This is a genomic window from Pseudochelatococcus sp., assembly GCF_050946405.1.
Taxonomy (GTDB): Bacteria; Pseudomonadota; Alphaproteobacteria; order Rhizobiales; family Beijerinckiaceae; genus Pseudochelatococcus.
This window is the reverse complement of the sequence record NZ_JBMNUS010000002.1, coordinates 203,896-218,524: the sequence shown is the minus strand read 5'-3', so window position 1 is coordinate 218,524 and position 14,629 is coordinate 203,896. Positions and strand designations below refer to the sequence as shown.

General features: G+C 67.4%; 12 protein-coding genes. 7 read left to right on the top strand and 5 right to left on the bottom strand.

Annotated features, from left to right (window positions below; all coding sequences use genetic code 11):
• Positions 1-45 precede the first annotated feature (45 nt).
• The 4 genes from ACOYJQ_RS04520 (at position 46) to ACOYJQ_RS04505 (ending at position 3,279) form a co-directional block, all read left to right on the top strand.
• Positions 46-429, top strand: a complete 384-nt coding sequence (locus tag ACOYJQ_RS04520; protein ID WP_433456747.1) for a DUF423 domain-containing protein — start codon at positions 46-48, stop codon at positions 427-429.
• Positions 430-556: 127 nt separating this feature from the next.
• Positions 557-1,462, top strand: coding sequence for an acetylglutamate kinase (gene argB, locus ACOYJQ_RS04515; RefSeq protein WP_433456745.1), 906 nt, complete (start codon positions 557-559; stop codon positions 1,460-1,462).
• A gap of 155 nt (positions 1,463-1,617) precedes the next feature.
• The gene (locus tag ACOYJQ_RS04510) at positions 1,618-1,953 is read left to right on the top strand and encodes a DMT family transporter (protein WP_433456743.1); all 336 of its coding nucleotides are present in this window, start codon (positions 1,618-1,620) and stop codon (positions 1,951-1,953) included.
• 141 nt (positions 1,954-2,094) lie between these two features.
• On the top strand, positions 2,095-3,279 hold the full coding sequence (locus ACOYJQ_RS04505; RefSeq protein WP_433456741.1) for an OpgC family protein: 1,185 nt from the start codon (positions 2,095-2,097) through the stop codon (positions 3,277-3,279).
• 8 nt (positions 3,280-3,287) lie between these two features.
• On the opposite strand, the gene tam is transcribed toward ACOYJQ_RS04505, so the two are convergent.
• Both tam and ettA read right to left on the bottom strand, forming a co-directional pair.
• Positions 3,288-4,082 carry a trans-aconitate 2-methyltransferase gene (tam, locus tag ACOYJQ_RS04500; protein ID WP_433456740.1) on the bottom strand — a complete coding sequence of 265 codons (795 nt, stop codon included), beginning with the start codon at positions 4,080-4,082 and terminating at the stop codon, positions 3,288-3,290.
• A gap of 212 nt (positions 4,083-4,294) precedes the next feature.
• Positions 4,295-5,950 carry an energy-dependent translational throttle protein EttA gene (ettA, locus tag ACOYJQ_RS04495; protein ID WP_433456738.1) on the bottom strand — a complete coding sequence of 552 codons (1,656 nt, stop codon included), beginning with the start codon at positions 5,948-5,950 and terminating at the stop codon, positions 4,295-4,297.
• Between the two features lie 251 nt (positions 5,951-6,201).
• On the opposite strand from ettA, the gene ACOYJQ_RS04490 reads away from it, so the two are divergent.
• From ACOYJQ_RS04490 to ACOYJQ_RS04480, 3 genes are all read left to right on the top strand, one after another.
• Entirely contained in the window at positions 6,202-6,954 is a 753-nt protein-coding gene (locus ACOYJQ_RS04490; RefSeq protein WP_433456737.1) for a metallophosphoesterase, read from the top strand.
• A 78-nt stretch (positions 6,955-7,032) separates the two neighbouring features.
• Positions 7,033-8,019 carry a DMT family transporter gene (locus ACOYJQ_RS04485; protein ID WP_433456735.1) on the top strand — a complete coding sequence of 329 codons (987 nt, stop codon included), beginning with the start codon at positions 7,033-7,035 and terminating at the stop codon, positions 8,017-8,019.
• A 52-nt stretch (positions 8,020-8,071) separates the two neighbouring features.
• Entirely contained in the window at positions 8,072-8,956 is an 885-nt protein-coding gene (locus tag ACOYJQ_RS04480; protein ID WP_433456733.1) for a uracil-DNA glycosylase, read from the top strand.
• 38 nt (positions 8,957-8,994) lie between these two features.
• Here the strand turns inward: ACOYJQ_RS04480 and ACOYJQ_RS04475 are convergent, their stop codons facing one another.
• From ACOYJQ_RS04475 to ACOYJQ_RS04465, 3 genes are all read right to left on the bottom strand, one after another.
• Positions 8,995-10,608, bottom strand: a complete 1,614-nt coding sequence (locus ACOYJQ_RS04475; protein WP_433456732.1) for a PEP/pyruvate-binding domain-containing protein — start codon at positions 10,606-10,608, stop codon at positions 8,995-8,997.
• Positions 10,609-10,620: 12 nt separating this feature from the next.
• Positions 10,621-12,567: a hypothetical protein gene (locus ACOYJQ_RS04470; protein ID WP_433456731.1), complete on the bottom strand. Its 1,947-nt coding sequence runs from the start codon at positions 12,565-12,567 to the stop codon at positions 10,621-10,623.
• A gap of 102 nt (positions 12,568-12,669) precedes the next feature.
• Positions 12,670-14,310: an AAA family ATPase gene (locus ACOYJQ_RS04465; RefSeq protein WP_433456730.1), complete on the bottom strand. Its 1,641-nt coding sequence runs from the start codon at positions 14,308-14,310 to the stop codon at positions 12,670-12,672.
• Positions 14,311-14,629: the final 319 nt, after the last annotated feature.

The following is a 14,629-nucleotide window of genomic DNA, read 5'->3' as shown; positions in this document are numbered from 1 at the left end:
ATCGGCGCGATAGTACCGCCGGGTATTGCAAAAGGGGGCTTGATCATGGATCGCGCGCTGATCGCGCTCGGAGCGCTGTTCGGCCTGCTCGGCACGGCCGCCGCCGCCGTCGCGGCGCATGTGACGGGACCGGGCACGGGGCTCGATACGGCGGCGAACTTCCTGCTGTTTCATGCGCCGGTTCTTATCGCCGTGCCGCTGCTGATCCGCGCCGGCCTCGCACAGGCGGCGCTCGCGCGCGGCGGCGGCTGGCTGGTGTTCGCCGGGGTGGCGCTGTTCAGCGGCGAGCTGGCGTTGCGGGCCGTCGAGGGCCGCACGCTCTTCTACATGGCCGCGCCCACCGGCGGAACGCTGCTGATGGCGGGCTGGCTGGTTCTCGCCATCGGGGCCCTTGCCGCACGGCCCCTTGCCGCCCGGCGCGACGCCTGAAAGGAATTGCCGGGAGAGTTGGCCGGCGAAAAATCGCTGGCGACACGGCGGCGGATGTCCTGTAGAAATGCGGCGGGACATGCGAATCGTACTTCTGGCGAATTATACTTCGGGATTGCCGCACGATATGACCGACCGTTCTCCCTCCGAATTGCCCGACGTCTTCACGCGGGCGGAAGTTCTCGTGCAGGCCCTGCCCCATATGCAGCGCTACGACCAGCAGGTCGTGGTGATCAAGTATGGCGGCCATGCGATGGGCGACGCCGCGGCGGCTGAAGATTTCGCCGAGGATGTCGTGCTGCTCGAACAATCGGGCGTGCTGCCCATCGTGGTGCACGGCGGCGGGCCGCAGATCGGCGGCATGCTGAATCGCCTCGGCATTACCTCCGAGTTCCAGGCGGGGCTGCGCGTCACCGACAAGGCGACCGTCGAGGTCGTCGAGATGGTGCTGGCCGGTTCGATCAACAAGCAACTCGTCGGCACCATCGCCGCCGAGGGCGGGCGGGCGATCGGGCTTTGCGGCAAGGACGGCAACATGGTCACGGCCCGCAAGGTGACGCGCAGCATCGTCGATCCCGAGTCGCATGAGGAAAGAATCGTCGATCTCGGCTTCGTCGGCGAGCCGCAGCGCGTCAACCGGGCGGTTCTCGACGCCGTGCTGAAGGCGGAACTGATTCCGGTGCTCGCGCCCGTCGCCCCCGGCGAGGACGGCGCCACCTACAACATCAACGCCGATACGTTCGCCGGCGCCATCGCCGGCGCCATGCGCGCCAAGCGCCTGCTGCTGCTCACCGACGTGCCCGGCGTTCTCGACAAGAACAAGGAGCTGATGCCGCAGCTCACCGTCGACGACTGCCGCCGCCTCATCGCCGACGGCACCATCACCGGCGGCATGATTCCCAAGGTCGAGACCTGCATCTATGCGCTCGAACAGGGCGTCGAGGGCGTCGTCATCCTGGATGGCAAGGTCCCCCACGCGGTGCTGCTCGAACTCTATACCGACCACGGCGCGGGCACGCTCATCACGCGCTGAGTTTCTGCCGGAAAGGGCGCCTGCCGGTCGAGCAGATCGACAGGCGGGCCTCGCATCTCCATATTCCGCTGAAGCGCGGAAACGCTCCGTCCATTTGTTTGCGCATCAAGCCGGAAAACGCGCATTTTCCGGCCTGATGCTTCAGGCGGTGTTTCATGAGCAATGCCTATATCTATCTCGCCATAGCCATCGTCTGCGAGGTGATCGCCACCTCGTCGCTGAAGATGACGGCGGGGTTCACGCGCCTGGCGCCCTCCCTCGTCACGGCGGCGGGTTACGCCATTTCATTCTATTTCCTGTCACTCACACTCAGGTTTCTTCCGGTCGGCATCGTCTATGCGATCTGGAGCGGCATCGGCATCGTGCTCATCGCGCTCGTCGGTTTTTTCGCCTTCCAGCAGAAGCTCGACTTTCCGGCCATCGCCGGCCTCGCGCTGATCGTCGCGGGCGTTCTGGTCATCAATCTGTTCTCGAAAACGGTCGGCCATTGATCGAACGACTGATCGGACGACACATGGCGGCAGGACGCGATGTGCGCTGACGCACATGACGTCGTTCCGGCGGGAACTGTCAAGCTACATAAGCGTTTGCGGGTGTGAACCGTGACAACCGGGCACGCGGAGGATAGCGCATTGCATAACGGCAACGGAGCGGGAGCAGGTCAGACGGGGCGCGGCCAGCCGGAATTCGGGCGGATCGAGACCATCGATTTCTGGCGCGGACTGGTGCTTGTCATCATCTTCATCAACCATGTGCCGGGCAATATTTTCGAAACGTTCACGCCACGCAATTTCGGTTTCTCCGACTCGGCGGAAGCCTTCGTGTTCATTTCCGGCATGTCGGTGGCGCTGGCTTACGGGGGCAGCATGTCGCGCGGCGATGTCCTCGGGGCGCTGAACAAGGCGTGGCGGCGCGCCTCCCTGCTTTACGTGATCCACCTGCTGCTGACGTTCACGGCCATCGCGCTGTTCGCCAACGCCTTCGTGCTGACCGGCAAGGAAATATTCCTGCTGGGCCATGGCCGCGACGTGATTTTCGACGATCCCTCCGCCGCGCTGCTCGGGATCGTGAGCCTGGGGCATCAACTCGGCTATTACAACATCCTGCCGCTCTACATCCTGCTGATGCTCTGCGCGCCTTTCATCCTGCTTGCCGCGTGGCGCTCGCCCATGACGACGCTGACCGTGTCCTTCGTCATCTACGCGATCGCGCAGGCGCCGCAGGTGAACCTGCCGAGCTGGCCGGTGCCGGGGTTATGGTTCCTTAACCCGTTCGCCTGGCAGCTCGCCTTCGTGATCGGCGTCGTCACCGTCGTGGTGATGCGGCGTTCCGGCGATGCATTGCCCGGCTTCCGCTGGCTTACGGCGATCTGCGCGCTGCTGGTGGTCGCCGGTATCGTCCTGACCACCAACTGCTTCGGCTACAGGCCGGGGCTGTTCGATGCCGCGCGGGCCCTCGGCGGCTTCGACAAGACCGACATGAACGTGATGCGGCTGGCGCATTTTCTGGCTCTCGCCTACCTGCTGGCGCGTTTTCGCGTCGGCGACGGCCTGATGCGAATTCCCGCCGTCGGCAGTTCCCTCGCCCTGATGGGCCGTCACGGACTGGCGGTGTTCGCGCTCGGCTCGGTGCTCAGCAGCGCCGGACAGATCTTCGCGACGATGACGGAAGACATGCGCCTGTCGGGCACGACGCTGACGGGGCTCGCGGTCGTGCCGGCAGGCATCATGTGTCTTTACTGGCTTGCGCGCTATCTGGCGGGGCCGGCGACCGTCGCCGGGGCGGCGCAAAGCGGGCCGGCGGTAGCCCGCGCCTGACCCCGCGCTTACTTCTGCGCGACGATGAAGAGCCTCGGGAAGGCGAGCAGCACCTTTTCATCGGCGCGCGGCAGATAATATTCCGCCAGCTTTTCCGTGTAATCGGCAAGGAACAGGGCGCGCTCGGCCTCGTCCAGCGGCGCGATGAACGGCAGCAGCCCGGTGCCCTTCACCCATTCCGCGATGGCCTCGACGCCATCGAGCGGATGCTGATAGATCGTGTGCCAGATGTCGACCCGGCTCACATGCGGGATCAGCATGTCGTAATAGGCTTCCACGGAAGCGAGCCTGAAGCGCTCGACCCCCGCCAGCCGGGCCGCCCACGGCCCCGCCCCGGCAACCTCGCGCATGAGACGGTGAGACGGCTGGTCCAGATTGTCCGGCATCTGGATGGCGAGCACGCCGCCGGGCGCGAGCGCCTCCACCAGGGCCGGCAACAGGACGGCATGATCCGGCACCCATTGCAGAACGGCGTTGGCGAACAGGAGATCGAAGGGGCCTTCGCTCCGCCAGTCGCCATCGGCGGCAGGCCCGCTATCCGCCGGGCCGATGTCCGCCTCGAAGAAGGGCACACCCGGCAGCCGCCGACGCGCGGCCTCCAGCATGTCGGGCGCGTTGTCGACGCCGATCACCCGCGCCTGCGGGAAACGTTCCAGGAGGAGCTGGGTCGAATTGCCCGGCCCGCTGCCGAGATCGACCACGGCGCGCGGCGCGTCAAGCGGCACCTGTGCCAGCAGATCGCGCGCGGGGCGCGTGCGCTGATCCTCGAACTTCAGATACTGGCGCGCGTCCCATGCCGTCATTCTGCCTTCTCCGTTTGAAGGTTGGCGCACGTCGTCGTTTTCATGAAACGACGACGTGCGCCAGGTCATTGATGATGCCCCGGATTCTATCCCGTTTCAATTGAAACGGGATAGAGCGGGATGCGATCAGGTTGAACGCCATCCCGCTCCAAGTTCCATATTCTACCGCAACCTGCGTTCAAATCGATCAATCGACTCGAACGCAAACCGCTCTAACGTCCGAACTTCTTGTACTGGATGCGCTTCGGAATGGTTGAATCGATGCCGAGACGCCGCTTCTTGTCTTCCTCGTAATCCTGGAAATTGCCCTCGAACCATTCGACGTGGCTGTCGCCCTCGAAGGACAGGATGTGCGTGGCGATGCGGTCGAGGAACATGCGATCATGGCTGATGATGACGGCGCAGCCGGCATAATCCTCCAGCGCCTCTTCCAGCGCGCGCAGCGTGTCGACGTCGAGATCGTTGGTCGGTTCGTCGAGCAGCAACACGTTGGCGCCCGACTTCAACATCTTGGCGAGGTGCACGCGGTTGCGCTCGCCGCCCGAGAGCATGCCGACCTTCTTCTGCTGGTCGCCGCCCTTGAAGTTGAAGGCGGAGCAATAGGCGCGGGAGTTGATCTCGCGCTTGCCCAGATAAATGATGTCGTTGCCGCCGGAAATCTCTTCCCATACGGTCTTGCTGTCGTCCAGCGCGTCGCGGGACTGGTCGACGTAGCCGAGCTGCACCGATTCACCGATGGTGATCGTGCCGGCGTCCGGCTTCTCCTGCCCGGTGATCATGCGGAACAGGGTCGTCTTGCCGGCGCCGTTCGGCCCGATGACGCCGACGATGCCGCCCGGCGGCAGCTTGAAGCTGAGGTCGTCGATCAGCAGCCGGTCGCCGAAGCCCTTGGTGAGCTTGTCGAATTCCACGACGTTGTTTCCCAGCCGCTCGGCGATGGGGATGATGATCTGCGCCGTGGTCGAAGCCTTGTCGTTGGCCTTCTGCACGAGTTCCTCATAGCGCTGGATGCGGGCCTTGCTCTTGGCCTGCCGCGCGCGGGGCGAGGCGGAAATCCACTCGCGCTCGCGCTCCAGCGTGCGCTGGCGCGCCTCTTCCTCGCGGCCCTCCTGCTGGAGACGCTTCTGCTTCTGCTCCAGCCAGGACGAATAATTCCCCTCGTAGGGGATGCCGCGGCTGCGGTCGAGCTCCAGAATCCAGCCGGTGACGTTGTCGAGGAAGTAGCGGTCGTGGGTGACGATCAGGATCGCGCCGGGATACTGGCGCAGATGCCCTTCCAGCCACGCCACCGTTTCGGCGTCGAGATGGTTGGTCGGCTCATCGAGCAGCAGCAGTTCGGGCTGCCACAGCAACAGCTTGCACAATGCGACGCGGCGCTTCTCGCCGCCGGAAAGCTTCGAGACGTCGGCGTCGTCCGGCGGGCAGCGCAGCGCGTCCATGGCCTGATCGACGCGGCTGTCGAGATCCCAGAGGTCCTGCGCCTCGATCTCGTCCTGCAACCGCGTCATCTCGTCGGCGGTTTCCTCGGAATAATTGACGGCGAGTTCGTTGTACTTGTCGAGGATCGCCTTCTTTTCGGCGACACCCTCCTCCACGTTCTCGCGCACGGTTTTCGCGGGATCGAGCTGCGGCTCCTGCGGCAGATAGCCGACGCGCGCGCCGTCCGCCGCCCATGCCTCGCCGGAAAATTCCTTGTCGGTGCCGGCCATGATGCGCAGCAGGGTCGACTTGCCGGCGCCGTTGACGCCGAGCACGCCGATCTTGGCGCCGGGATAGAAGGAGAGATGCACGTTGTCGAGCACCTTCTTCCCGCCGGGATAGGCCTTGCTCAAGCCATGCATATGGTAAACGTACTGGTAGGAGGCCATGCGTCTCTCTGTCGGTAAATGCGCGCTCGCTCGGGCGGACTTCGGGAACGTTTCCTGAAAGAAGGGGTTAGCAGGCGGCGCCCTGCGCTTCAAGCCCACTTGCTCTTCAAGCCCACTTGCGTTTCAGGACCGCCTGCGCCCGTGGCCCGCTTGCGTCTCTGCGGCGACATTATCCCAAATATGGAGCAATGGCTTGCATGAAAGGGCAGAATCGCCGCTAATATTGCCGCAAGTCAAAGATTCGATCGTCTATGCAGATGCTGTCCAGGTACAACGCGCTCCGTTTCGACTGGCGTCCCGCCATCCGGCCGGCTCCCGATGGAAGCCCGATCGCCGTCATCGGCGACGTACACGGCCATGACAGCCTGCTCGCCGCCATGCATGACGCCATCGGGCGGGAGCTGGACGAGATCGGCCCGCACGACGCCACCGTCATCCATCTCGGCGATCTCATCGATCGCGGCCCCGGCAACCGGGAGGCTTTGGTGCGCGCGCGCGAAGGCATCGCCGGTGCGACGAACATCACCCTGCGCGGCAACCACGAGGACCGGCTTCTCGCCTATCTGCACGGATTGCCGGGGGCGCTGGGACGGTGGCTGGACGCCGGCGGCGACGGCATGTTCGAGCAGATGGGGCTCGATCCCTGGCGGATCACGCCGGAGGAATTCCGCGCCCGCCTCGGCGAGGATCTCGCCCGCTGGATCGAGGCGACGCCGGTGATATACCGCGCCGGGCAGCTCGTGTTCGTGCATGCGGGCATCGATCCCGCCCTGCCGCTCGACCGGCAGGACCCGCACACCCTGATGTGGACCCGCCGCACCTGGCTCGACAGCCCCGGCCCCTACCCGGAAGGGGTGGCGGTGATCCACGGCCATATTCCCCGCCGCACGGTCGACTTCCGCAACCCCCACCGGATCGATCTCGACAGCGGCGTGGTGAACTGGGGAGTCCTCTCCGGCCTCGTCATTCACGGCGACCGAATGCGTTTATTGCAGGTCAGCTAGGCGTTCTGCCCATCTTATCGGCACAGCCGTAAATCCGACATAGTCGGCGTGCTTGATTGCACGGCAATCGTCCCGATTGTGTCCTCGATTTCAGCGGTTTACGTCCTCTCGATCATGGCTGGCATCTCTCTCGTCCGCTCCCCTCAGGGAGCGAGCAACACGACGCTCGCAGGCATCGGCCTGATGGTGTTCGGACTGTTCGTCTTCGGCATCAACGACGTCATGGGCAAATGGCTGGTCGCCACCTATTCGGTGGGGCAGATCCTGCTGATTCGCTCGGTCGCCGCGCTTGCCGTGCTCGCCCCTTTCATCTGGCGCGAGGGGCTCGCCTCCTTTCGCGCCATCCCCCATCCGCGCGTGCAGATCGTGCGCGCCCTCTGCGGCACGGCCGACGTGGCCCTGTTCTACTGGGCGGTGGCCTATCTGCCGCTGGCCGATGTCATGACATTCTACCTCGCCGGCCCGATCTACGTGACGGCGATGTCGGCGCTGTTCCTCGGCGAGCGGGTGGGGCCCACGCGCTGGGCGGCGGTGCTCATCGGCTTTGTCGGCGTGCTGATCGCGCTGGGGCCTTCCATCACCACGCTGTCGTGGCCGTCGCTGATCGCGCTCGCCGGCAGCCTGGCCTTTTCCGGGCTGATGGTGACGACACGGCTGTCGCGCGGCACGGGCGACGTGCAACTCGTCACCGTGCAGGTCGCGGCAGCACTGATCTGCGGGCTGATCGCCGCGCCGTTCGGCTGGGTGATGCCCGACATGCCGGATCTCTTCGCGCTCGGCATGCTCGGCATCGTCTCGATGACCGCCTTTCTTTGCGTCAACCGGGCGTTGAAGCTCGCGCCGGCTTCCGTCATCGTCCCCTATCAGTACACGCTGATCGTCTGGGCGGTGGTGTTCGGCTACGTCTTCTTCGACGAGATGCCGAAGGCGACGACGCTTCTCGGCGCGGCCGTCATCGTCGGCGCGGGCATCTTCCTGTTCTTCCGCGAGCAGGCGCAGGCGCGCATGACGGCGCGGGCCGAGGAGGCGGAGCAGGAAGGCGCCGCCCTCCCGCCGCGCCCCTGAGCGGCGCGCGGCGGGCGTTTCCTTCGTCCGCCGCCTGCACTATAATGGCGGCATGTCCGACAGTTTTCCCCACGGCGTCACGGATGCCGCCATCGAAGCCCTGCTCGATTTCTACGTCGAGGCGGGTGTCGATTGCACCATCGCCGATACGCCGCAGGACCGTTTCATGCAAAGCGCGCCGCCACGGCGGGATGCGCCGGCCGGCGAGCGCGCGCCAGCGACGCAGGTAGCGGCGGCCGCGCGGGAAGCCGCACCGCGCCCGTCGCAGCGGCTTTCCGCCGGCGGTCCGCCCGCACACGAGGCGGCCGGCGATGTCGCGCGCGCCGCCCGCGACCGGGCGCAGGCAGCGGCGACGCTCGACGAATTGCGCGCGGCGCTGGCTTCCTTCGATGGATGCGGATTGAAGGCCACCGCCAGAAATCTGGTGTTCGCGGACGGCAATCCGCAGGCGCGCGTCATGTTCGTGGGCGAGGCGCCCGGCCGCGACGAGGACATCCAGGGCCTGCCCTTCGTCGGCCGGTCCGGCCAGTTGCTCGATCGCATGCTCAAAGCCATCGGCATCGAGCGGGCGACAGGCGCCTACATCGCCAATGTCGTGCCGTGGCGCCCGCCGGGCAACCGCACGCCGACGCCGCAGGAGGCGGCCGCCTGCCATCCGTTCATCGAACGGCAGATCGAGCTGTGCGACCCCGACATCCTCGTCTGCCTCGGCGGCCCTTCGGCGCAGGCGCTGCTGGGCGTGCGGGAAGGCATCCTGCGCACGCGCGGGCGCTGGTTTCCCTATCACACCGGCCGGCGCGAAATCCGCGCCCTCGCCACGCTCCACCCCGCCTATCTGCTGCGCCAGCCGCTGCAAAAGCGCCTTGCGTGGCAGGATTTCCGCGCGCTTCAGAAGGCGCTGGCCGAAACCGCGCCGACTGAAGCGCATTCCGGTTGAAATCAAAAGCCCGAATTATTTCTGCGTTTCAAGATGCTTCATTCGCTCCAGCCCGCGACGACGGCGAGTTCGGTCTCGGGCCGCACCGTCACCACCTCCCGCCGGCCGGCATAGACCGCACCCGTTCCACCGTCGATCGACAGCCAGTCACCCGCCGACAGGGCATGCCCGCCGATCTCCGCGACGGTCTTGCCGTCCTTCTCCGACAGGGTCAGCGCGCGGCAGCCCACGACGCAGGCGCGCCCGAGCTGGCGCGCCACCACGGCGGCGTGCGCCGTGCGGTTGCCGGCCGCCGTCAGCGTGCCCGTCGCGGCGGCGATGCCGGCCACATCGTCGGTTGCGATATCGTGCCGGATCAGGATCACCGGCTCGTTGCGCCCGGCCAGTTGCGTCGCCGTCTCGCTGTCGAAGGCCGCCCGCCCGGCAACGGTGCCGGGCGAGGCCGGAATGCCGGTCGCCACCGGCGTTTCCTCGCCGGCGAAGCGCGTGAGCACGATCTTGTCGAGATCGACGCCCGCCAGAAGCGCCTTGCCCTCGGCGGGCGTGAGAAGCCCGGACTGGACGAGATCGACCGCCACCTTCAGCGCCGCGCGGGGCGTGCGCTTGGCGGCCCGCGTCTGCAGGAAGTACAGCACGCCGCCCTCGACGGTGAACTCGACGTCCTGCATGTCCTTTTGCGCGGCTTCGAGCTGCGCGATGCCGGCCACCAGTTCCCGCGCCACCTGCGGCAGGCGGCGCTCCAGCAACGACAGATCGCCCGGAAGCCTGCGGCCGGAAACGACATCCTCACCCTGCGCATCGAACAGGAAGTCCGCATAAACGCCCGGCGCGCCCGTCGCCGGATCGCGCGAGAAGGCCACGCCGGCCCCCGACGCGCCGCCGGCGTTGCCGAACACCATCGCCTGCACGGTCACGGCCGTGCCCGACAGATCCTCGAAATGGTTCAGACGGCGATACTCGCGCGCCTTCGGCGCCTCCCACGAGCGATAGACCGCGATGACCGCCCGTTCGAGCTGCTCGACCGGGTTCGCCGGCAGCGGCTTGCCTATGCCCTGCATCGCGCGGCCGTAATCGGCCACGAGCCTTTCCAGCGATTCCGAATCGAGATCCGTATCGGCCGTGACGCCCTCCTCGGCGACGAGCGCCGAAAGGCGCGTCTCGAACAGCTCCTTGCCGATGCCGGCCACGACCTCGCCGTACCCCTGCTGCAAGCGCCGGCAACTGTCCCACGCAAGGCGCGGGTCGCCATAGAGCCGCATCAGGCCGTGCACCGCCCCCTCGCCGAGCCCGACGTTGAGCACCGTCTCCATCATGCCCGGCATCGACCGTTCGGCCCCCGAGCGCACGGAGACGAGCAGCGGCCGGCGGGAATCGCCGAAAGCGCGCCCCGTCTCCTGCTCGAGAAAGCGGATGCCCGCCGCCAACGCCACGCGCACCCGGCGCAGGGCGTCGGGATCGTCCCGGTTGACGGGACCGCAAAGCGCCGTGGGCAGCACGAAGGCAGGCGGGACGCGCAACCCGAGCAGGCTCATCACCCGCAACTGCGCCGCCTTGGAACCGATCTCGCGGGCGCTGACGCCCTCTTCCGCCGCTGCGGTCTTGCCGGACACCGACCGGCCGATCAGCACGGGACGCATTTCCGTATCGCTCATCGCGAAAACTCCTCAGCCTCTGGCCACCGGCGCCTGCTCGTCCAGCACGCAGCGGCGCAGGACGAGCGCGGCGCGCGCGATATGATCGGTGGAATTCTCGATGGCGCGCGCCGTTTCGACGCCCACCGTCAGCGTGCGCGCGCTGTCGATATCGGCGATGAAGCCCGCCATCGCCGCGCGCTGGGCGGTGTCCGCCAGCTTCTCGGCCTGCACGGCGTCCTCGATGCCCTCCAGCGCATCGGCCATGTCGCGCCGGTTGCCGGCCGGCACCTGCAACGCCGCCGCGACGGCGCGCACGAGCCCCGAGCAGCACTCCACCGCCGTGCGCGAAAGATCGCCCAGCGGACGCGCGATCGCCGCCGTCGCCACGTGCTCGGGCGCGATGCTGAGCACGAAGGCGGCCTCTTCAAGCTCGTCGATCGCATCCTCGACGCCGTTCACGACGGGCAGATAGCGCAGCCCGCGCCCCATCGGCCCCTCGGCCATTTCCCGCGCCCGCAACGCCAGCGCATCGGCCTTCGCCTCAAGGTGCTTCGCGCGCTGGCTGAGGCGCCCCGCCGCCTCCCGGTCGAGCCCGTGCTCGTCGGAAACGGCCTCCTGGATCATGCTCGCGAGACCGCGCGCCAGCCCGAGCTGGCGCAGCACGATATCGAGAATTTCCCGCTCCACCGAAACCACGCATTGCGTGAGCTCGGCGCGCACCTCGTCACGCAGCAGGCGGGCGGAGCGATGCTGCGCCAGGCCGTTGCTCGACAGGCGCATCACGCGCGCCAGCAGGTCATACGCCTGCGAGGCCCCCAGCGCCGTGTCGAGCCGGGTGCCGTAGGGGATGCGCCCTTCCGCGCTGCGCTGGATCGCGTCGAACAACAGCTCGGCCCCGCCGAGCTCCAGAAAGCCGCGATGGCCGTATTCCTCCGCCGCGCCCCGCTGGAGCAGGCGCACCGCGTCCCCCTTGCTGACGAAGGGTTGCAGCGCCTTGCGCGCCTTGTTCCAGTCGATCAGGAAGACGAGCCGCGAGCCGAGATATTCCAGAAAGGCCTGACAATCCGCCTCGTCCCGCGAGGCGTAGCTCCCCGTCACCAGAAAGAACGCCGCATCGTCGGCAAGGCCGCGCGCCTTGCGCTCCGCAAGCGAGGCCCACTCCATCTTCCAGCTGTCGAACAGACCGACGAAGAACTTGGCCCGACGCAGGTGAACGTCGGTATAGGTGATCGTCACCACGCCCGCCTCGACGGTGACGATGATCACGTGCGCGTCCGTGGTGCCGATATCGTTCTGGATGATGAGCCGAGCGCCGTTGCGCGCGGCAGTCGTGCCGAGCCCCGGATGACCGAAGGCGAGCCCGCGCGTGCGGTCGACGCCGCGCATGAAGGCGCGGATGCGCGGCCGGTCCTCCGGCGCGATATGCAGGACATGCGCCCCCGCGAGCGTCTCGACGGCGATCTCCGCGGACAGCCGGTTGAGCGCCTTGTGCAAATCCATCACCAGCAGATGCGCCGTGTCGCCACCCTCGCGCTGGGCCGAGGTGAGAAGGGCGATTTCCGCATCGCCGACGTGATCGCCGGACAGGTCTCCGAGCCGCAATTGCCCGAGCCTCGCGGCAAAACCCTCCGTGGCGGCATCGCCCACCGCGTCGAGCGGGGCGATCATCTCGCCGATATCCGCATGCAGGCCAGCGACAAGCTGCGCCGCGCCGGGCACCAGCACCGCGCCGCCCGGCAGCAGCCGTGCCTCCCTCACGCTCTCCTCGAACAGCGAATCGTCCAGTCCCGCCGCCCGGAACTCGCCCGCAAGGCTGCGCACGCCGGTTTCCGGGTGGCGCGCATGCGCAACCGCTTCCTGCAACACCGTCATGCGCAGCTTCGCCCGATCGTTGGCTTGCAGGGCGGCGGTCAGCAGATCCGGCACGAGAACCGCCTTCTCCCCGAGATGCTCGACGATACCGGTCTTGACAGTCATGATGCGCACCTCCTTCCGAAACAGCAGATCTAGGCGATTCCGATGACAGCCGCGTTGCCGGATATCATACGCAAAACCGTCACAAACGGATAACGACCGCCCTCACGCCGCCCCCTCCCCGATGCCGAGCAGCGGGGCGGCCGCCGCGGCCACTTCGTCCGGCGTTCCTCCCGTCCGCAGTCTGCGCCAGTCGATCGCACCGGTATCGTAAGCGGATTGCGCGCGCACCACGTCTGCGCCGGCGTCCGAGGCGTCGCCGGTACGCGCCTCGACCCGCGCCTCCAGCACCGCCTGGGGCGCCTCCAGCCACAGGCCGTCGAAGCGCGCGCCGGCGTCCTCGGCAACCCGGCGGATCGCCTCCCGTTCCTCCGGCGCCGCATGCACCGCGTCGGCAATCACGCTCTGCCCGGCATCGAGCGCCAGCGCCGCGAGCCGGCGCAGGCGCGCATAGGTGCGCAGGGTCACGTCGCGCGTATAGGCGGAGGACGGCAGATGTTCCGTGGCGGCGACGCCGAAGAGGTTCTTGCGTTCGATATCGCTGCGCAGATGCACCGCGCCGACCGGGCGGCCGATGCGGGGCGCGAGCATGGCGGCCAGCGTGCTCTTGCCCGTGCCCGACAGCCCTCCGATCGCGGCGAGCCGCACGGGAGCGGGCGCGATGAACGCACCGGCGAGCGCGAGATAACCGCGCGCCTCCCGTTCCGCCTTCGCGCGCGCATCGCCTTCGAGATGCGGCAAGGCGGCAGCCGTCACCATGGCGCGCACCCCCGCGCGAATGCTCAGGAACAGCGGCAACGCCGCAAGCCCCGCGACATCCGCCTCCTCGCCGCGCGCCCACAGATAGCGGTTCAGCACACCGTTGGCGACGCCCTCAAGGCCCCGGTCCCACAGATCCATGAGCAGGAAGGCGAGATCGTAAAGGATATCGACGGTCGCGATGCTCTCGTCGAACTCGATGGCATCGAAAAGCACCGGCGCGCCGTCGATGAGCGCGATATTGCGCAGGTGCATGTCACCGTGGCAGCGGCGCACGAACCCCGCACCGGCGCGCGACAGCAGCAGGGGGCGCTGCGCATCGAGCGCGGCGCGGCTCGCGGCGCGCACGGCCTTCACTTCCTCCACCGAAAAAAGCCCCGGCCGGGTGGCGAGGCCCTCCGCGTTGCGGTCGATATAGCGGCCGAGCGCATCGACAGACGCGGCCGGGTCGGCCGCCACCGGCGCCGACGCATGGGCGCGCGCCACCATGCCGGCGAGCCTGGCCGTCACGTCGTCCGGCAGCGCGCCGCGTTCGGCCAGCCTGTCGAGCGTCGCATTCTCGTCGAACCGGCGCATATGCACCGCCCATTCAACGACGTCGGCGCCATCCGGCACTTCGCCGCCGGGCGCGATGTCGGCCCCGAGCGCCAGCCCCTCCGGCATGCGCACGATGGGCGTCACCCCGAGATAGACGCCCGGCGCATTGGCGCGATTGACCGCGATTTCGGAATCGCATGCCGCGCGCCGCTTCTCGCGCGTGGAAAAATCCATGAAGGAATAGCAAACCGCCCGCTTGACCTTGTAGACATCGCCGCCAGCCAGAAAGACGACCGCGCCATGGGTATCGATGCGCCGGACATCCGCCGCCGCCCCGTCCGCTCCGGCGTAACTTTCAGGGCGTGAAAGGAAGGCGAAAACCTCCTCCTGCTCCTCGCCCTGCCCCGCATTCGCACGCACCCGCACACCGAACTCCCGCCGCTCGCCCATGCCCGCCCCCGAAACCGCGATCCCTTCGACGCATCAACCTGACAACCATAGCCTAACAGCCATTCGTGGCATTCATACCCTCGTCGTTTACGAGGCGGGCCATGTAGCGATTGCGCAAACGCAACACGGCCCGCGATCGGGCCGCGAGCATTGAAGGTGCGCGGGTTTGCACGGGACGCAACCAGGAACGCAACCGGGCGCGTTCACAACGCACATGCGAACGGTCCCGAGGTCGATGTCCAATCCGGCCTCAGGACCGTCGCAACTCCGGGTCCATCGTGATCTCGACGGCGGAAGAGTGCCTCCTCCCTGCGACGGG